This window comes from Achromobacter mucicolens (genome assembly GCF_029866465.1).
GTDB classification, from domain to species: domain Bacteria; phylum Pseudomonadota; class Gammaproteobacteria; order Burkholderiales; family Burkholderiaceae_B; genus Achromobacter; species Achromobacter mucicolens.
Map to the genome: position 1 here is coordinate 4,755,013 of NZ_CP123364.1, position 18,745 is coordinate 4,773,757.

Annotated in this window: 13 protein-coding genes and 1 tRNA gene; 1 reads left to right on the top strand and 13 read right to left on the bottom strand. The window is 58.7% G+C overall.

Going from position 1 to position 18,745, the window contains the following annotated elements:
• Nucleotides 1-2: 2 nt before the first annotated feature.
• On the top strand, nt 3-446 hold the full coding sequence (locus QEP15_RS21730; RefSeq protein WP_056325394.1) for a MarR family winged helix-turn-helix transcriptional regulator: 444 nt from the start codon (nt 3-5) through the stop codon (nt 444-446).
• Between the two features lie 101 nt (nt 447-547).
• Here QEP15_RS21730 and QEP15_RS21735 read toward each other — a convergent pair whose 3' ends face one another.
• The 13 genes from QEP15_RS21735 to QEP15_RS21795 all read right to left on the bottom strand — a co-directional run bounded on the left by QEP15_RS21735 (nt 548) and on the right by QEP15_RS21795 (nt 18,634).
• Nucleotides 548-3,586 (bottom strand): reverse transcriptase domain-containing protein, encoded by a 3,039-nt coding sequence (locus QEP15_RS21735; protein WP_280148046.1) that lies wholly within the window; start codon nt 3,584-3,586, stop codon nt 548-550.
• Nucleotides 3,587-3,655: 69 nt separating this feature from the next.
• Complete coding sequence (locus QEP15_RS21740; protein WP_280148047.1) at nt 3,656-6,043, bottom strand: restriction endonuclease subunit S; 2,388 nt, start codon at nt 6,041-6,043, stop codon at nt 3,656-3,658.
• The gene (locus QEP15_RS21745; RefSeq protein ID WP_280148048.1) at nt 6,036-7,076 is read right to left on the bottom strand and encodes a PDDEXK nuclease domain-containing protein; all 1,041 of its coding nucleotides are present in this window, start codon (nt 7,074-7,076) and stop codon (nt 6,036-6,038) included. The genes QEP15_RS21740 and QEP15_RS21745 overlap by 8 nt, the downstream gene beginning before the upstream one ends.
• The gene (locus QEP15_RS21750; RefSeq protein WP_280148049.1) at nt 7,073-8,551 is read right to left on the bottom strand and encodes a type I restriction-modification system subunit M; all 1,479 of its coding nucleotides are present in this window, start codon (nt 8,549-8,551) and stop codon (nt 7,073-7,075) included. The genes QEP15_RS21745 and QEP15_RS21750 overlap by 4 nt, the downstream gene beginning before the upstream one ends.
• Before the next feature lie 25 nt (nt 8,552-8,576).
• Nucleotides 8,577-10,967 (bottom strand): EcoAI/FtnUII family type I restriction enzme subunit R, encoded by a 2,391-nt coding sequence (gene hsdR / locus QEP15_RS21755; RefSeq protein WP_280148050.1) that lies wholly within the window; start codon nt 10,965-10,967, stop codon nt 8,577-8,579.
• Between the two features lie 283 nt (nt 10,968-11,250).
• Nucleotides 11,251-12,342 carry a redox-regulated ATPase YchF gene (ychF, locus tag QEP15_RS21760; protein ID WP_128828955.1) on the bottom strand — a complete coding sequence of 364 codons (1,092 nt, stop codon included), beginning with the start codon at nt 12,340-12,342 and terminating at the stop codon, nt 11,251-11,253.
• A gap of 177 nt (nt 12,343-12,519) precedes the next feature.
• On the bottom strand, nt 12,520-13,290 hold the full coding sequence (locus QEP15_RS21765; RefSeq protein WP_152382585.1) for a CPBP family glutamic-type intramembrane protease: 771 nt from the start codon (nt 13,288-13,290) through the stop codon (nt 12,520-12,522).
• On the bottom strand, nt 13,290-13,886 hold the full coding sequence (gene pth, locus QEP15_RS21770; protein ID WP_056325378.1) for an aminoacyl-tRNA hydrolase: 597 nt from the start codon (nt 13,884-13,886) through the stop codon (nt 13,290-13,292). Before pth ends, QEP15_RS21765 begins: the two co-directional genes overlap by 1 nt.
• A 99-nt stretch (nt 13,887-13,985) precedes the next feature.
• Nucleotides 13,986-14,597: a 50S ribosomal protein L25/general stress protein Ctc gene (locus tag QEP15_RS21775; RefSeq protein ID WP_056325375.1), complete on the bottom strand. Its 612-nt coding sequence runs from the start codon at nt 14,595-14,597 to the stop codon at nt 13,986-13,988.
• Nucleotides 14,598-14,746: 149 nt separating this feature from the next.
• Entirely contained in the window at nt 14,747-15,697 is a 951-nt protein-coding gene (locus QEP15_RS21780; RefSeq protein WP_056325372.1) for a ribose-phosphate pyrophosphokinase, read from the bottom strand.
• Nucleotides 15,698-15,871: 174 nt separating this feature from the next.
• A tRNA-Gln gene (locus QEP15_RS21785) sits at nt 15,872-15,948 on the bottom strand.
• A 1-nt stretch (nt 15,949) separates the two neighbouring features.
• Nucleotides 15,950-16,906: a 4-(cytidine 5'-diphospho)-2-C-methyl-D-erythritol kinase gene (gene ispE, locus QEP15_RS21790; protein ID WP_280148051.1), complete on the bottom strand. Its 957-nt coding sequence runs from the start codon at nt 16,904-16,906 to the stop codon at nt 15,950-15,952.
• A gap of 129 nt (nt 16,907-17,035) precedes the next feature.
• Nucleotides 17,036-18,634, bottom strand: coding sequence for a methyl-accepting chemotaxis protein (locus tag QEP15_RS21795; RefSeq protein ID WP_062840011.1), 1,599 nt, complete (start codon nt 18,632-18,634; stop codon nt 17,036-17,038).
• Nucleotides 18,635-18,745: the final 111 nt, after the last annotated feature.

Here is an 18,745-nt window from a genome sequence, read left to right on the forward strand (position 1 = left end):
TTTTGCCCAAACAACAACAAGGCCTGCAAGTCATCCAGCACATGGGCCAAACCTACCGCGTGATGCAAAGCGCCTTCAGCAGCAAGGTTGGCCACGCGCTGCCGCGCTGGCGGATTCTGCTGGCGCTGCATGAAAACGGACAATGCTCGCAAAAGCATCTGGCCGAGCGTTGCCGGTTGGATCCGGCTTCGTTGACGCGGCAATTGCAGGCGATGCAAAAGCTGGGATGGATTTCGCGGGCGGTGGATGCCGACGACAACCGGCTGACGAATGCGACGCTGACGGCTGAAGGGCAGGCGGTGGTGAATGAGGCGCTGCCGAAGCGGGCGCAGTTTTTTGAGGAGTCGCTGAAGGGGTTGTCCGCGGCGGATGTGGATACGCTGAATCGGGTGTTGAGCGTATTGGAGGAGAATTTTGTAAGGGCGGCGGGGGATCGGGGCGGTTAAGCGCTTCTAAGGGCCGCATTGCGCCGTGATTGGCGTGACGCTGCCACACAGTTAGAACGTTCCAAATTCGACGCCCCTCCCGCATGAGCCAAAGCTCAGGGTCAACCACCATTATTCGTGGGCAATACCCTGCGTTGATAGTTCATCGCATCGTTAAATCCATCCGGTACCGGCTTAAAAGAGTGTCCAGGTGAACGGTGGCTACTCTGAAATTGGCGCAAGGCTTGCACATCGATTTCACCAATCACACAGTAATCAGTCACGCCGCCCTTGACCCGTAACACATCGCGCTTCCAATTATCCTTGTAGGGAGCGCGGATGCGGCTGTCGCCGTACTGTCTATCATTACATTGAATGATGTAGGCGTGGATATCCAATGCGGCGGATTCAACTAGTGCATTGAAGGTTTCAGTGTCTGGGTTCCATTCAGGCACGAACAGCGCATCCACCTTGCCACGCAGATCAGCGCGATAACGGATGTTGGTCAGTTCGCTGCAAATCAGCATAGCGAAACGCAAATCGCCATGCTGAATGACGGGCGGTGTTTTCCACGCTTTGTCCGGCTTCATTTCCAACCCTGCCAAGCGCTGCAACTCCTGCTCTTCATGCAACGCAGGCCTTTGTTTATCCTGACGGTAGATCATCAGCGAGGGAAAGCCCAAACCATCGTGGCATAGCGCCGCCCAAACCTGGTTACGGATTCGTGACTTGCTGGCGTGCAGGTATTCGACGCCGGTAATCAGCGAAATGCCTCGCCCTTGCAACTTGCGAGCGATACGGATGAACCAGTGCGCTGGCAGTGCCAGCTCTGGCAGGACCAGATAGCGGCTGTCTCTGGGCTGGGCAATTACGCCATCTAACAGACGGCAAAGGCGAACATAGCGTTCGGCATCAGGGTCCGGCATGCACATCACGCTGGCTGTCCAGCTCTCTAGCTTTGTTTGCCAACTAGAGACAGCAATGCCGTATTTCCGTTGAGTAACACTGTCTGGTATTTGCAGTACGTTATTTTTGTCGAATAGAGGCGCTTTCTCTCCCATGTCGAAGCCACGCACCGACATCACCACCGCCTGCATGTCGACCTGTGCCCCTTCTAAATAGGCATGGCGATTCAGGATAAACAGCTCAGGCAGATTGAAGGGCCGAGTTGCGAACGGGAGCCCCTGTGGCAAATGCTTGAAGCCGATCCACTGGGCAAGTGTCTGGGCGCCCTCAAGTACAGCGCTAGGCAACACCTCGGCAGCATTGTCGCAACCTACAACGGTTTTTTTGGCAGGGATACCGCGCTGTGCCACCATTTCCTTCGGCAGACCGATGAAGCGGAATGGCAAATGCGCAAGGTCAAGCGAGAACAGGCGGGCCTGCTGTGTTTGAAAGTCTTTGACGGACAACGGCCAGGACAGAAAGGCATCACGGTGGATGAAGGGATGATAGTCGGCCATATAGGTTTGCCACGCCAGCTTGCCCGCTTTGGACAAGCGAGGTGGGAATGCGGCTGCGATGCTTTCTCGGATACTGGTAACGAGCTGCGCTTTCCAGCGCCCCAGCATCTCCGCAGCGTTCGGTCTATCCCCCCCTTCGGGCCACGCTTTTACACCGATGTCACATTGCTCCTGTACCTTCTCGCAGAGTCTCTGTAGCGCTTCGATGATCCGGCGTAGATCCGCAAAGTCTTCACAGGCCGTGGCGAGGCGAATGACCCTGGGCAGATAGACAGCCAGGTCGAAAAACTGCGGTAACACGAGCACGTGTTGGGTGAAGGCACGGAAGAACGCACGACGATGGGCTGTCCAGGCTTCGGGCAACAGATCACGTTCATAGGCTTCGAAGTCGCGCAATTTGATGGCGAAGCCAGCTCGACGCATGGTCAACGCATCCGCCTTGCGCAGGTTATCGGCGGCCTCGCCGTCGCTTTGCGTGGCGGCCAATAGATCCGTGCCGACATGCGTGGCGGACCGAGGCAACCGCGGCATGGCTCGCCACTCGCTGGCGCGTTCGTAAATCTGATGAGCGATGGCGTCCACCAAGGTCTTGCCCGGCTCACCGGCCAGAATGAATACCTTGTTCTTGCCATTGGCGAAATGTACCTGGCTTTTCCCTTCCCCTTCACTGAGGTACGTCGGCTTGTAGCCAATATGCTTTTTGCCTTGATCCACCCAGCCTAGCGTCTCCTGCGACCGTTCAAACAGCCATTCCCACAGCACCGCCGTCGAAGCAAAGTTCGCGCCGTTTTCCATGACCAGCAAGATATCATCGACGTAGCGCCCGTAATAGATGGGTGCAACCTGTTGTTCTATACAGCGATCCAGCTCAACCAGCGCTATGTTAGCCACGACGGCCGATGCTGGCAGCCCCACGGGTAAACCCTTCTTCAACGGTGTTGCCGCCGCCCACGCTTGCAGGGCATGAATGAACAAGCGATGGAGCTTGACCTGGAATTCCGTTAGCTCAAGTTGCAGTACATCGGTGACAAAATCCGGGTTAAGCATGAAGCCGGGATTCAGTTCATGATAGAAGGAACTGACATCCGCCGTTAATGCCACAATCTTTTTGTCGGCATCTAGCGCGGTACGCATGGCGGCAATGCCCTTGTCACGCCAGTCGCGAAAAGGCTTCAGATAAGGCTGGAACGAACCAAGCGACAGCTTATTGATCCCTTTGCCATCTTGAGTACGGCGCAAACGGTTGCCATATGCGCACTCGCTTAATCTTGCGTCGAATAACTGCCCGACTTCCAGCATCCACAAGGTGGAGAACACGTGAAAGTCCAGGCTGCATCGGGCCATTATTCGGAATTCGGCTTTGGGCTTTTCTGGCAGTTCCTTCTCAGCCAAAGCTTTCAGCGCATGTTCCCACTCATCAGCAGGTGACGAGAAAATCAATCCACTGCCATTTTCCTTCTTGTGCTTCGCCCAGCAGTCCATTTCGACAGATTTGGTGGCCAGCACCCAAGTACCAATGAACTCCGGCGATGTCACCCAGACCTCATCCTCACCACTGATCTTGTCCTGCAGCGCAGCAAGGTTGGAGTGCAAATTTTCTTCATAACTCGCAATTGCATCCAACGAAGCATGCGACGAATAGTAGAGATCTACTTTCGCTTTGCGATAGGCGAGGCCGAGATCTTGCAGGTTGGTCATTTGATAATCTCAATACCGGCTTGAGTCTTTTTTGGGCACGTGCCTCTCATTGCCATGCAAAATTCACCGTTAACCAAAGCCTAATCTTGACTGCTGCACGGTTCTTGGTGGCAGTCCTTGAGGAATGATGTTTTCTCTGCGTAGCCAATCAAGCCAACGGCCAAGCTCGGCTGGGGTGAAGCGTGCTTTGCGCTCGTGCCAGTTTTCGCGAACATCGGCGATGATCTGCTCGTCCGTAGGTTGAACACCATCGATCAGAAAATCGTTCCAGACGGCAAAAAGAGTGGCGAGGATCTCGACCTCTTCGGTCTTCTTGTTTGCCAGGGCATAAATCAAACGATCAAATTCAGCCTTTTGCCCGGATGACATCAGCGATTCAGCTTTGGCCGCAAGTTCTGACAACGCCGACAAACCGCGGTACTCCGTCTTTTTCCTGCCGTTGGCCAAGGTCTTTTCATTGACCTCGAACCAGCTCTTGCCTTGACCTTGCCGCTCGAAATCATAAATCCAGGTATCCAGTGGCCCAGCAGCTTCACGCTCGGGTTTCATATCCAGTGCTAGGCCAATATGAGCTTGAGCCAAGTACATTATCTTGGCAGCAGCAGTTCGGCCGAAGTACTGGGTGTTGGCGAGCTTGTTGATCGCATAGCAACCGATGCTGGCGCGGTAAATGGCGAGGTCAATAACTTGGGCTCTTGTATGCGTTGCTCGCTCGGGGCTTTCCGCTGCGCCGCCTTGCGATTGCGCACGAATCAGATTGCTCAGCAATTCGGTTTGTTTTTCAGTGGTCGCGTTGATCTGCTGTTCTAGTGAGTCGCATAAAGCCATCAATTGATCGGTGCGGGCGACAATGCGATGTTGTTCAGCGAGTGGTGGAAGAGGAACAACACAAAGGGAAAGCTTTGTGCCGTTAAAATTTGCTTGTCCACACTGCTGAACAATTTCAGGTTCGATTTGAGTTAATCTGAAATAGGGAGCATTCATGGCTAAGCTCATGAAAACTGGACTCAGCAAGGCATCAAGCAATCTGACTCTTATCAGGTAAGATGCAAATGTCGCCTGCTCGGCATGGCCTGTGTATCGCGCCGACTTTCCAACCAACTCATAGCTGTTCGTGCGGTTAAAAAGAATATCGTTTGGCTGAAGAAAAAGGCGAGGCAATTCGTCGATTTTTGGCGAAATATACTTGAATCCTTCGTCTATCAACCGACCATCGACAATATTTCCCATTCGATAAACAGGAACAAGTGAGGAGTCATCACAAGTTTTCTGTGATGTTCCGTAATCTACGGACTCCGCAAGCTCGGCAATCCTCACCCACCGCCAATTATCAGGAACAGGAAATGGCTTATCTGTTTGAGCAATTGAAGGTACCGGCTTGGGCTTCTTGATCTTGCCTTCCTTCACCAGCCGCTGTTTCTCGGCTTCGATTTCTTTCAGCAGTTCACTGGCAGGCTGGTCGTCCGGGTTTTGCGGGACGAGTTTGCCCATCACCGCCAGTTGCAGGATGGCCTTGCGTAGTTCGGCGACGTTTCCCTTGATGGTGTAGAGCTCGCCGAAGTGTTCGGCGAGGAAGGCCTGGGCGCGCTGGTGCTGGTCGGGTTTGGCGATATTCAGCAGTTGCTTGATGGCTGCGGCATGAACGGTCAGGTGTGCTCCCTGCTGTGCAATACGCAGTTTTTCCAATTCGTCGCAACGCGCCATCAACTCGTCGATTTTGGCGACGATACGTTGTTGTTCTACCAGGGGTGGTAGCGGAATAGGCATTTCCCCAAGTTTTCCAAGGTAAATACCTCTCTGCGCAGTCCCCTTTGCATGCGCATCGTAGTAGTCGGTACAAATAGGTGATAGAAATAGCTTGCATAAAAAATACGGAACGATGTCGGTTCGCACTACAGCAACACTTCGCTGTAAAACAAATTTTGGCGCATCTTCCGGAACGACAGCCGATCTGCCCAGTGAAGCTACTATCGTCAGCAGTACATCGCCTGCCTCAATGGCCGTTCTTTTATTCTCAAGATCAAAATCCTTTTGGCTTACATATCTGGAAGGATTATTAAAATCAATCTGTTCATTTGCCACGTTTTGGCTACTGAGCATTGGAATCCCAGAGCCAGCATCACGTGGGGGATTGTGAGATCCATCTGTTAATTTGGTAGAAATATTTCCCAGACGCACCCACCTCCACCCTGGTGGCAACGAATAAGGCTTTTCTTCTTCTGTCACCGGCAGTAGGGGCTTAGGTTTCTTGATCTGACCCTCCTTCACCAGCCGCTGTTTCTCGGCTTCAATCTCTTGCAGCAACTCGCTGGCGGGTTGGTCATTCGGATCTTGCGGAACCAGCTTGCCCTGCATGGCCAGCGCCAGGATCAGCTCGCGCAATTTCTTGATGCCGTTGGGTGCAGCAAAGGCAGTGTCGAAGTGCTTCTCCAGGAGTTCGGCGGTGTGCTTATTCATGTTCGCCTCCCAGTTCGCGTTCGATTTGTTCGATGCTGGGTAGGCTGGTTTGCAGTTCTTCAGGCAGGGATTCGATCATTTGGTATTCCGCCACGCCGATGGGCTGGGTCTTGTCGCGCAATGCGTATTCGGCCACCACGGTGTTCTTGCTCTTGCACAGCAACAGGCCGATGGTGGGGTGGTCCTGTTCGGCCTTGACCTGCATATCGACGGCAGTAAGGTAGAAGCCCAACTGGCCGAGGTGTTCTGGTTTGAACTTCTCGGCTTTCAGCTCGATGACCACGTAGCAGCGCAGCTTAAGGTGGTAGAACAACAGGTCGATGTAGAAGTCGTCACCGCCGACTTCCAGATGAACCTGGCGGCCGACGAAAGCGAAACCCGCACCCAGTTCCAACAAGAACTGGGTGATGTGCTTGACCAGCGCTGATTCGATTTCCCGTTCGTTGGCTTCTTGGCCGACATCCAGGAAGTCGAACAGGTAGGGATCCTTGAGGGCTTGCCGAGCCAGATCGGTTCCCGGCGCAGGGAGACGGTCGGCGAAGTTGGTGATCGCCTGGCCTTCCCGCTCCAGCAAGCGGGATTCGATATGGATTTCCAGTGTGGCGCGAGACCAGCCGTGTTCCACGGCGCGCTGGGCATAGGCCAGGCGTTGTTCTGGCTGCTTCAGCCTGGCCAGCAACACCAGGTTGTGGCCCCACGGCAATTGTCCAACAGCCTGTTGGACAATTGCCGCGTCCGGCCAAGCGTCGGCGAAGGAGCGCATGTACATCAGGTTGGCGCGGGAAAAGCCCTTCATCTCGGGAAAGGCTGTCCTGAGGTCGTGCGCTAGCCGCTCGATGACCTTGGCCCCCCAGCCCTGCTCGGCCTGCCGTTGCAGGATGTCACGGCCGATCTGCCAATAGAGCAGCACCAGTTCGCGGTTGACGGCCAGCGCGGCCCGCTGCTGGGCACTGTGGATGCGGCTCTTCAGCTCGCCCAACCAGTTGGCGTAGCCTTCCGGGGCCGTAACGAGAGACACGGGCTTGTCGCTCATCCCGCCTCCCCGCTGGTGGCCTTGAGCGCGGCCAGCAGTTCGGTTTTCAGCGCTTGCTGAGCGGCCTGCAACTGGCGGGTGATGTCCTGGTATTCGGCCATCAGTTCGTCCGGATCACCCAGTTCGACGGCCACCTCGTGCGGGTTCTTGCAGTCCAGGTTGTAGTTGCGAGCAGCCAGATCCTTGGCAGAGACCTTCCAGGCATGCTCGGTGGTCTTGCGCCCCTTACGCTGCGGGCCGCCCCACCAGGTTTTCTCCAGATCGAATTCCTCAATGGTCAGCGGCTTGGAGCGGGAATAGCTCTTGTAGCCTGCCGGGTAGGGGTGCTCGAAGAACCATACGTCCTTGGTGGGGCCGCCCTTCTCGAAGAACAGGATGTTGGTGGCGATGCCGGTGTAAGGGGCGAACACGCCTTTGGGCAAGCGCACGACGGTGTGCAGGTTGAACTCTTCCAGCAGTTCGCGCTTGAGCGTGGTTTTCACCCCCTCGCCGAACAGGAAGCCATCCGGCAACACCACTGCAGCGCGGCCGGTGTCGTGCCTGAGCAGGTGCATGATCAGCGCCATGAACAGGTCGGCAGTTTCGCGGGTCTGGTGCTTGGCGAGGAAGTTCTTTTCGATGCCATCCTCTTCCATGCCGCCGAACGGTGGGTTGGTGATGATGATCTCCACCCGGTCGCGTGGGCCGTAATCCTTGAAGGGGCGAGAGAGAGTGTTGTCGTGCCGGATGCGGGTGGGCACGTCGATGCCGTGCAGCATCATGTTGGTCATGGCCAGCATGTGCGGCAGCGGCTTCTTCTCGACGCCGTGGATATTTTCTTGCAGGAGCTGGTTGTCAGCTGGCGTCTTGACCTGCTTCTTGAGGTACTCGATGGCGCAGGTCAGGAAGCCACCCGTGCCGCAGGCCGGGTCGAGGATGCTTTCGCCGAGTTTCGGGTCGAGGATATCGACCATGAACTGCGTGACCGCGCGCGGCGTGTAGTACTCTCCCGCGTTGCCGGCCGACTGTAAGTCGGCGAGGATTTTCTCGTAAATGTCGTTAAACAGGTGCCGGTCGCTGGAAGAGTTGAAATCCACGTCCTCTTCAATGGTGTTGATCACCTGGCGCAAAAGCGTGCCTGACTTCATGTAGTTGTACGCATCCTCGAACACCGAGCCGATCACCCGACCTTGCGCGGATACGCCCGCCTTCGTGGCAAGCTGTTTCAAGGAAGGAAATAGATCGTTGTTGACGAAGTCAATCAGCTCCTCGCCGGTCATGCCTTCCGAATCCTTGGCCCAGTTGCTCCAGCGAAAGCGGCTTTGCATAGGCGAACGGTAGTTGGACTGGGTCAGTTCCCATTCCTGTTCTTTATCGTCAAAGATCTTCAGGAACAGCAGCCAGCAGATCTGGCTGATGCGCTGGGCGTCGCCATCGACGCCGACATCCTTGCGCATGATGTCCTGAATGGCTTTAATGAGAGTTGCAAGTGACATGAATACTTCCTGAGTCTAGTGCGAATTAGGCCCGGTAGAGCTCTCGTTCGAGCTCGCCCACGGCCTGTTGATATTGAGTCTTTCCACCAAAGGCTCGCACCAGTTCGATCGGTGTGCCCAGGCGGTTGAAAGGGGCGATGGCGAGGATCTGTGTTTCCTCGATGGCGGCCACTCCCTCGTCCGCATACTTGTCGAGAAGGGCTTCGAGCACCTTTTGCGCCTGCTCGCCGTACTTGGCGAAATAATGGCGCTTCTTGACCTGCTCGGCTCGCTCTTTGCGAGTCAGAGGAGGTTGATCCCATGCCACGTGGCATAGCAGATCGAATGGGTCGAAATCTTTGCCCGCTTGCTTGTCCACCTCGTCGGCCAAAGCCTCGAAAAATATGCCTTGCTGGGCCAACTCGTCGATGATGGCTTGCTTCTTGTCGGCCTTGCTCCAATGGCGCAGGAAATCGTCGAGTGACGCGAACTCCTTGGCTAGAGTATTGCGGGTGTAGCTCTTCAGGGACTCGGTGATCAGTTTGCCGTTGACGTCGAAGTACTGCACTCGTTCAGCCACCACCTTGACCTCGACATTGGCGACAACATAGCGGCGTATGTTGCCCCCGCCCTCGCCTGGCAGCGGATCACCGACGCCGCCCGGCGAAGTCGGCTCATCATCGGGCGAGGAATCGGTGAGATCATGGTCCGGCGACTCCTCCCCGCCCTCGTCATCGGGAGGAAGCGGCGGATCTTCGGGGCCTGGCTCATAGATTTGAACAGGGTCTCCATCAAAAGTCGGATCAGCAAAAAGCTCGGTCGCCTTCTTGAAATCGAGAATGGTGAACCAGTACTTGTCGAAGTCTTCATTGATGCGCGTTCCACGACCAATAATCTGCTTGAACTCAGTCATCGATTGAATACGCTGATCAAGCACGATAAGTTTGCAGGTCTGAGCATCAACGCCCGTGGTCATTAGCTTGGAGGTGGTCGCGATGACGGGGTACGTGCTTTCCGGAAAGATGAAGTTATCCAGCTCCATCTTGCCTTCTTCGTTATCGCCAGTGATGCGCACGACATAGCGATGGTTCTGCGCCACCAAGTCAGAATTTTCGTTGACCAACGCTTGGCGCATGCGTTCAGCATGGTCAATGTTGTCGCAGAAGACGATGGTCTTGTCGAAACGATTGCTGGCCTTCAGGTATTCGCTGATCTTGCGCGCCACCGCTTGCGTACGCTGTTCCAACACCAGCGCCTTGTCGAAATCACGTTGGTTATAGATGCGGTCTTCGATCTCGTTGCCGTGCTTGTCGATCATGCCCCTGTCAGGACGCCAGCCCGTCAGATCTTTGTCCAGGTCTATGCGCACCACCTTGTAGGGTGCAAGAAAGCCGTCATCGATACCCTGCCGTAGCGAGTAGCTATAGATGGGTTCGCCAAAGTAGTCAATGTTGGAAACAACCCTGGTTTCCTTAGGCGTCGCAGTCAGGCCGATCTGGGTAGCGGAATGGAAGTAATCCAGGATGTCGCGCCAGGCAGAATCCGCAGCGGCACTCCCACGATGGCACTCATCAATGACGATCAAATCAAAAAAAGTCGGGCTGAACTGCTTATAGATGTTCCGTTCTTCATCGTTACCGGTGACAGCCTGGTAAAGAGACAGGTAGATCTCGTACGACTTGTCGGCCTGCCGTTTCTGGATCTTGGTCATTGCCGCGCCGAACGGCTTGAAGTCGTTGGTCATGGTCTGATCGACCAAGATGTTGCGATCAGCAAGGAACAGGATGCGCTTTTTGACACGTGATTTCCACAGCCGCCAGATGATCTGGAAGGCGGTGTAAGTCTTGCCCGTGCCCGTTGCCATCACCAACAGGATGCGCTTTTGCTCCTTGGCAATCGCCTCGATGGTTTTATTGATGGCAAGCAGTTGGTAGTACCGAGGCGTCTTGTTACTACCATCGCTGTAGTAATCCTGAGCCACCAAGGCCTGCTGCTGGGTGTCCAGCCCCTGATGCTCTGCCCACCATCGCCACAGCGTATCGGCACTGGGGAACTCATCCAGACGCAACTCGCGCTCGATGACACCATCCTTGGCGATCTTGTTGTGGAACAGGAAGCCATCGCCATTACTGCTGAACACGAAAGGCACTTGCAACATTTCGGCATAGCCTAGCGCCTGCTGCATGCCAGAACCGACGGCATGCTTGTTGTCCTTGGCCTCAATGACGGCGATAGGCAGGTTGGGCTTGTGGAACAGCACATAATCGGCGCGCTTGTGCTGACCTCGTGTGTGAAGCTTGCCACGCACGATGATTCGGCCCTTGGTCAGCAGGAACTCTTCGCGCACCTGTGTCAGAACGTCCCAACCGGACTTCTCGAGAGCCGGTGTGATGAACTTGGTGCAGATATCGCGTTCGCTAAGCGCATGCTTATTCATAGAGCACCTTCCCCGTCATACCGACTTTCTCCTTACCGTCTGCGCTAGATTTTTTGTGCTCGACGGTGATCAAGCTTCTTGTATGCAGCAGTTCCAGGCTTTAGGCGATGGCCAAGCGCAACACGCCATCCATAACCCGGAGGCCGAAATGAACAGGACGCCGCAGAACGGCGCCCGTTGTCTAATGATTAACCGCGAGCCCCAAGCTCCAACCAGGGTGGGGTGGGCAATCGCGCCCCAGCGCCGCAGATGTAGCAAGCGATGGGTCCCTGTCATCAGCGCGTCAGACGTTAAACAAGAAATTCATCACATCGCCATCCTGCACGATGTATTCCTTGCCTTCCGCGCGCATCTTGCCGGCTTCCTTCGCGCCCTGCTCGCCCTTGTACGTGATGTAGTCCTCGTACGAGATCGTTTGCGCGCGGATGAAGCCGCGTTCGAAGTCGGTGTGGATGACGCCGGCGGCCTGGGGCGCGGTGGCGCCGATGGGCACGGTCCAGGCGCGCACTTCCTTCACGCCGGCGGTGAAGTAGGTTTGCAGGCCCAGCAGCTTGAAGGCGGCGCGGATCAGGCGGTTCAGGCCCGGTTCTTCCATGCCCATGTCCTTCAGGAAGGCTTCGCGGTCGGCGTCGTCGAGGTCGACGATTTCGGATTCGATGGCGGCGCAGATCGCGACGACGGGCGCGTTGCGGGCGGCGGCGAATTCGGTCAGGCGGTCGAGCAGCGGGTTATTGGTGAAGCCGTCGTCAGCGACGTTGCCCACGTACATCGCGCGCTTGGCGGTGATGAAGCAGAGCTGGGCGATGTCGGCCTTTTCTTCGGTCGTCAGGTCCAGCGAGCGGATGGGCTTGGCTTCGTTGAGCTGGGCGACGCACTTTTCCAGCACGGCCACGAGGCGTTGCGATTCCTTGTCGCCCGAACGTGCGGTCTTCTGATGGCGTTGCAGGGCTTTTTCAGCGGTCTGCAGGTCGGCCAGGGCCAGCTCGGTTTCGATGACTTCGATGTCGGCGATCGGGTCGACCTTGCCGGCGACGTGGATCACGTTGGGATCTTCGAAGCAGCGCACGACGTTAACGATGGCATCGGTTTCGCGGATGTGCGAGAGGAACTGGTTGCCCAGGCCTTCGCCCTTGCTCGCGCCGGCGACCAGGCCCGCGATGTCGACGAATTCGACGGTGGCGGACAGGATGCGTTCGGGCTTGACGATTTCGGCCAGCTTCTGCAGGCGCGGATCCGGCACTTCGACGACGCCGACGTTGGGCTCGATGGTGCAGAACGGATAGTTCTCGGCGGCGATGCCGGCGCGGGTCAGAGCGTTGAAGAGTGTCGATTTGCCAACGTTGGGCAGGCCGACGATGCCGCATTGCAGAGCCATGGGAATCCTGTGTAAGTACGGTATTGAGCGTTAACGGCGTAGTTTACCCCGGCGGGGTGAAACGACGCCTTCCTGGCGGACGTGATGCGGCCCCGAAGACGCCGCCGGCGAAACGACGCTGACATCGCTACCGGACATGCGCCCTTGCCTTCAGGCCGCGCGCCCCGGCCCGAAGCCTTAACCGGCCGCGGCCGGCGCGTAGCGCATGACCAGCCAGATCATCAGGATGGGGCCGGCGTTGAACACGGAATGCAGCAGGATCGCGGCTCCGATGCCGCGGCGCACGCGCATCCAGCCCAGCACGAGGCCGGTCAGCCATTGCGGCAGCACCAGCAGCGGCAGCAGCCAGTACGGCGTCTTGTTGTAGACAAAGTTGGTCAGATGCACTGCGGCAAACGTCAGCGCGACCAGATGGAACACGACGCCGAAGTGCTGCAGGTAATACCTGCGCCAGTTGGTGTCCCAGCCTTTGAGCGGCTCAGGACGTGCGCGCAGCCCCCACACCGCCAGCAAAATGAACGCGGCCAGCAGCAGCCCCGTCCAGAGCTTGGGGCCCCACAGCACGACAGGCACCAGCGCAGGTATCAACCACAAGGCCTGGCGCGGCCGGCGCAGTCCGTAGCGGAACAGCATTTCCTCGACCAGCGGCGCCCACAGCACCGCGGTCAACCAGGGAATGTTGTGCGGATCGAGCCGATGCGTCACGCCGCCCAGCCCGGCGGCGGCCACGGCCACGGGGCCCAGCGCGAAGAGGTTGATCGCCCACAGCACGGCGGCCCAGGCCAGAAGGCGCCCCGGCCCGATGCCCGGCCACCAGTCGGCCGCGAGCCCGCTGCCGCAGGCGCGGCGCGGCAGCCGCGACACCGGATGCGGATGGCGGACGAAGCGCCAGAAGTCGGCGATCTCGCTGCGAAAGCGCAGCTTCCGGGTGGGCTGGCCTTGGCTCATCAGGACTCGTTGCCGCTATGCAGCTGGCGCGTGGCCAACGCGAAGTCGCCCGACAGCATGGCGGGCACGACGGCGCGGCAGCGGTCGATGACGGCTTCGATTTCCTTTTGTTCCTCGCGGCGCGGGGGGTGCAGCACGAAGTCGGCGACCTGTTGGGCCAGGCCCAGCGTGCGCGGATGGCCGATGCCGATGCGAAGGCGCCAGAAGTTGGGGCTGCCCAGCGCGGCCTGGATGTCCTTCAGGCCGTTGTGACCGGCGTGGCCGCCGCCCTGCTTGAGCTTGACCTGTCCGGGCATGAGGTCCAGTTCGTCGTGCAGCACCAGCACTTCTTCCGGCGTCAGCTTGTAAAAGCGGGCCAGCGCGCCGACCGCCTGGCCGGAACGGTTCATGTAGGTGGTGGGCTTGAGCAGCAGGATGTTGTCCGCGCCCTGGCGTGATTTGGCCACCATGCCGAAAAAAGACTTCTCGAGCGCAAAAGAAGTGCGCAGATCGTCCGCCAGATGGTCGGCCAGCCAGAAGCCGGCGTTGTGCCGGGTGGTTTCGTAGTCGGGACCTGGATTACCCAGTCCCACGATGAGGCGTATGGGAGTAGACATGATGGGGGTGTTTAAACCAAAAAACCCTGCGCATGCAAATGCACACGCAGGGTTTCGGGCGTAAGCCGCGGGAAAGCCGCAAGGGCTTTCCGGCAGGACTTAGGCGGCCGGAGCAGCTTCTTCGGCTTCGTCGGCAGCGGCAGCGCCACCCTTGGTGACCGCGGCGGCCAGCAGGGGGTTGTCTTCACCGCCGTGGGGGACGTAGGTCACGCCCATGGGCAGCTTGATGTCGGCCAGGTGGATCGAACCGCCGGCCAGCACGTCAGCCAGGTTCACTTCGATGAACTGGGGCAGCGCCGACGGCAGGCAGGTGATTTCCAGTTCGGTCGTCACGTGGCTGATGATCGCACCGCTCAGCTTCACGGCCGGCGAGATTTCAGCGTTCACGAAGTGCAGCGGCACCTTGGTGCGCAGGGCTTGGTTGGCGTCGACGCGCTGGAAGTCCACGTGCAGGACTTGCGGCTTGTAGGCGTGCCATTGAACCGAACGCAGCAGAACTTGCTCATCCTTGGCGCCTTCGAGCTGCATTTGCAGGATCGATGCGTGGAATTCTTCCTTGCGCAGCGCGTGGTAGATCTCGTTGTGGTCGAGTTCGATGTTCAGGGGGGCAGCCGTACCACCATAAACAATGGCGGGAACGCGGCCCGCGCGGCGCAGGCGGCGGCTCGCACTCGAACCCTGGACGCTACGCGCAGTGGCAGTAAATTTCATGGATAACTCCGAAACAATAAAGGTGAAGAGACTTCACCGGTTGAAATCACGGCGCGCAAAGGGCGCGCCGTGCTTGTTTGCACCTTGCCGCGACCAGCAAGGCGCAAATAACTGGAAATTCGGGCTGTGATCCGATCGACGCGAACGCGTCAATCGACAAACAGCGAGCTGACCGATTCGGCGTTGGAAATACGCAGGATGGTCTCGCCCAGCAGCGCGGCGCACGACAGCTGGCGGATCTTGCTGCTGGCTTGGCCTTGCTCGGAGAGCGGAATGGTGTCGGTCACGACGAGTTCGTCGAGTTCCGACGCTTCGATGCGGTCGATGGCGCCGCCCGACAGCACGGGGTGCGTGCAATAGGCGTAAACGGCGCCGGCGCCGCGGTCTTTCAGGGCCTGGGCCGCTTTGCACAGCGTACCGGCGGTGTCGACCATGTCGTCCATGATGATGCAGGTGCGGCCGTCGACTTCACCGATGATGTTCATCACTTCCGACACGTTGGCGCGCGGACGGCGCTTGTCGATGATGGCCAGATCGGCTTCGAGCTGCTTGGCCAGCGCGCGGGCGCGAACCACGCCGCCGATGTCCGGAGACACCACGACCAGGTTCGAGAAATTGCGGCGCCAGATGTCGCCCAGCAGGATCGGACCGGCGTAGATGTTGTCCACGGGAATGTCGAAGAAACCCTGGATCTGGTCGGCGTGCAGGTCCATGGTCAGGACGCGGTCAACGCCAGCGACCTGCAGCATGTTGGCCACGACCTTGGCCGAGATGGCCACGCGCGCCGAACGCGGGCGGCGGTCCTGGCGGGCATAGCCAAAGTAGGGAATCGCGGCGGTGATGCGGCCGGCCGACGCGCGGCGCAGGGCATCAACCATCACCATGATTTCCATCAGGTTGTCATTGGTGGGCGCACAGGTGGGCTGCAGGACGAAGACGTCCTTGCCGCGCACATTCTCGTTGATCTCGACCATCACCTCGCCGTCCGAAAAACGACCGACGGTCATCTTTCCCAGGGACATATCGAGGTGGTTGACTACGTCCACGGCCAGCCGAGTGTTGGCGGTGCCCGTGAAAATCATGAAGCTATCGTTTGCCATGATGGATGATGCGATGGTCGTTTGAGACACTAACGAGTGATGCGGGGTGGTACCTGCGGGTGAGACCTAGTGCAGCACATTCAACTTGCACCAGCGAATCCGGAAAATAAAAAAGCTGCTGAACCCGGGCCAGTGTCTTACAGGCGTGTTCAACAGCTTTTTTATGTATTCGGTTGGCTGGGGAGGAAGGATTCGAACCTTCGCATGCCGGAATCAAAATCCGGTGCCTTAACCAGCTTGGCGACTCCCCAACTATCTTGCAATCCAATTCCGCAACGGATGTTCAGCTAACCCAGTACATGCCTGCACTAACCGAAACCGTGGATGCGTTTGGCTGAATGCTTTATCAGCGCCGCGCATTATAGCGGTTATTTCTTGTTCTGCCAAAACGGCCTGCGATGTTTCGGAAAATTCGGCGAATAAACATGCGCCTGATCCCGACATGCGAACAGGGAAACCCCGTTCAGCAAGCCACCGCGATGCCCCAAGTACTTCAGGATAAAGACGGTAGACCACCGGCTCCAAATCATTTCTTCCGTAAAGCGCGCATCCTTTGGCAAATTTACCGCTGGCAAATTCACTGCTAGATTCGCTAGGCAAAAATGTTTGCGAAGCAAGAAAGTCCGCTATTGTGATGTAAGAAGAATCCCTTGTCAAATCGGGTGCGGAAAAAATGCCAACAGTCGGCACGCTGGCATCCGGTTGCGCCACCAGATAGGCGCGTTCGGGCAGCGTCACGGCCGTGAGATCTTCGCCAATTCCCTGCGCGAATGCCGACTGGCCGAAGACGAAGACGGGCACGTCCGCGCCCAGCGGCAGCGCCAGCGCCATGAGTTCGCGGCGCGTCAGCCCCGTGTTCCACAATTTGTTCAATGCGATCAGGACCGATGCCGCATCGCTGGACCCGCCGCCCAGGCCGCCGCCTTGCGGGATGCGTTTTTCAAGGCTGATCTGCGCGCCCTGCCGCGTGCCCGTGGCCTTTTGCAGCGCGCGCGCGGCGCGCACGGTGAGGTCCTCATCTTCCGGGACGCCTGGCAGGTCGGTGGCGCGGCTGATGACGCCATCGGCGCGCACCTCGAAGTGCAGCGTGTCGCACAGATCGATGAAGCGGAACACGGTCTGCAGCAGGTGATAGCCGTCGGCGCGGCGGCCCACGACGTGCAGAAAGAGATTCAGCTTGGCGGGAGCGGGAACGTCGTAGAGAGTCACGAAAGATAACCGGTGCGAAAGGATTCCGTCATTCTAGCGAGACGGGCCGGCGCGCCAGGAAAACTGGCGGGCCGGCCCGTGCGCCCAACGCGTGCGGACACGCGCTGATGGCGGAACTGCGAAGTGACGTTACGCGAGTTGCGGCGTCATGCTGGCGCCCAGCCTGGCTGCGGGCGCGTCGATGACCTGACCGTCGGGCAGCTTGAAGACCGACACGGCGCCGGCCAGCTGGCGCGCCTGCTCTTCCAGCGCACCGGCCGCGGCGGCCGCCTCTTCGACGAGCGCGGCGTTCTGCTGCGTCACGCTATCCATCTGCGACACAGCGCGGTTGACCTGGTCGATGCCGGTGGCCTGCTCTTCGGAAGCGGCCGAAATCTCGGCCATCAAGCTGGTCACGCGCTGCACGGACTCGACGATCTCGCGCATCGTGGCTCCTGCGTTTTCAACCTGCTCCGAACCCACCCCGACCTTCTGCGCGGAGTCTTCGATGAGCTGCTTGATTTCCTTGGCGGCCGCGGCGCTGCGTTGCGCCAGCGTGCGCACTTCGCTGGCGACGACGGCAAAGCCCTTGCCCTGCTCGCCCGCGCGTGCGGCTTCCACCGCCGCGTTGAGCGCCAGGATGTTGGTCTGGAACGCGATGCCGTCGATCACGCCCACGATGTCGGCGATGCGCGACGAGCTGCCCGAAATGGCGCGCATCGTTTCGACCACGCTGGAGACCGCTTGCCCGCCGCGCTGCGCGACGGCCTCGGAGGCGGCGACCATGCGGTTGGCTTCACGCGCGGTGTCGGCGTTCTGCTTCACGGTGGTGGCCAGCTCTTCCATGCTGGCCGCGGTTTCCTCGAGCGAGGCGGCCTGCTCTTCGGTGCGGCTGGAAAGATCGGTGTTGCCCGAGGAGATCTCGCGCGCGCCGACGTTGATTTCGTCGACGCCGCGGCGCACGGCCGACACGGTGCGCACCAGGCTGTCCTGCATGCCCTTGAGCGCGCTGAGCAGCGCGCCGATTTCGTTCTTGCCGAAGTCGGCGACGCGGCGCGTCAGGTCGCCTTCGGCGATGCGGCGAAAGACCTCGCCGGCCTCGACTAGCGGACGCACGATCATGCGGCGGATCAGTACGTGGGCGCCCACGGCCACCAGCAGACCCAGCGCCAGAATGCCGGCGAGCAGCCCGGTGAAGAGCGAGTTGAACATGGAGATTTCGTCCATGACCGCCTGGCCGGTGGCCTCGGCGCGCTGGATGAACGCATCGCGCTCACTCACCAGGCGCTCTTGCACCGACTGCGTGCCTTGCTTGAAGTAGGCCTCCATGTCGCCCGCTTCAAGGACGCGGCCCACGTTCTGCAGGTTGGTGCTGAGCTTGGTGTAGGCGTCGATGATGGCGGCCGATTCCGCTTTTTCCTCGGCGGTCAGGCCGCTGGAAAAGCCCTGGAAGGCGCGGTCGGCCGACACGATGCGCTGGCGCGCCGCGACGAGCGAGGTCTTGTCGTCGGTGTTGCCTTGCGCGACGCGGGTGGCGTAGCGGCTGAGGTCGGTACGCGCCGCAACCAGCGACAGCGAAGCGGCGTTCACCGCGTTGACCTGCTGCTGCGACAGGCGATAGAGCTGCGCGACATCCTGGTTGGTCTGGCGCAGGGCGGCAAAGCCCATTGCGCCGATCACCAGCTGGAAGGTGAAAAAGATCGCGATGATTCCCAATAGCACCGTCGCGATGCGGGTGTTCCTGAACATGGCCATTCTCCAAAAGGGTGGGCGGCAGACTCGCGTCGACCCCGATTGCTGCTGCGCGGATGTACCTCGCGCTAAGGCAGGGAGAATTATTCAGTCAAGGCAATATATTTC

Bases quoted from the DNA above. Each gene is read 5' to 3' on its own strand.
- QEP15_RS21735 (WP_280148046.1), bottom strand. From the start codon at position 3,586: ATGACCAACCTGCAAGATCTCGGCCTCGCCTATCGCAAAGCGAAAGTA.
- QEP15_RS21740 (WP_280148047.1), bottom strand. From the start codon at position 6,043: ATGAATAAGCACACCGCCGAACTCCTGGAGAAGCACTTCGACACTGCC.
- QEP15_RS21745 (WP_280148048.1), bottom strand. From the start codon at position 7,076: ATGAGCGACAAGCCCGTGTCTCTCGTTACGGCCCCGGAAGGCTACGCC.
- QEP15_RS21750 (WP_280148049.1), bottom strand. From the start codon at position 8,551: ATGTCACTTGCAACTCTCATTAAAGCCATTCAGGACATCATGCGCAAG.
- hsdR (WP_280148050.1), bottom strand. From the start codon at position 10,967: ATGAATAAGCATGCGCTTAGCGAACGCGATATCTGCACCAAGTTCATC.
- ychF (WP_128828955.1), bottom strand. From the start codon at position 12,342: ATGGCTCTGCAATGCGGCATCGTCGGCCTGCCCAACGTTGGCAAATCG.
- QEP15_RS21765 (WP_152382585.1), bottom strand. From the start codon at position 13,290: ATGAGCCAAGGCCAGCCCACCCGGAAGCTGCGCTTTCGCAGCGAGATC.
- pth (WP_056325378.1), bottom strand. From the start codon at position 13,886: ATGTCTACTCCCATACGCCTCATCGTGGGACTGGGTAATCCAGGTCCC.
- QEP15_RS21775 (WP_056325375.1), bottom strand. From the start codon at position 14,597: ATGAAATTTACTGCCACTGCGCGTAGCGTCCAGGGTTCGAGTGCGAGC.
- QEP15_RS21780 (WP_056325372.1), bottom strand. From the start codon at position 15,697: ATGGCAAACGATAGCTTCATGATTTTCACGGGCACCGCCAACACTCGG.
- QEP15_RS21795 (WP_062840011.1), bottom strand. From the start codon at position 18,634: ATGTTCAGGAACACCCGCATCGCGACGGTGCTATTGGGAATCATCGCG.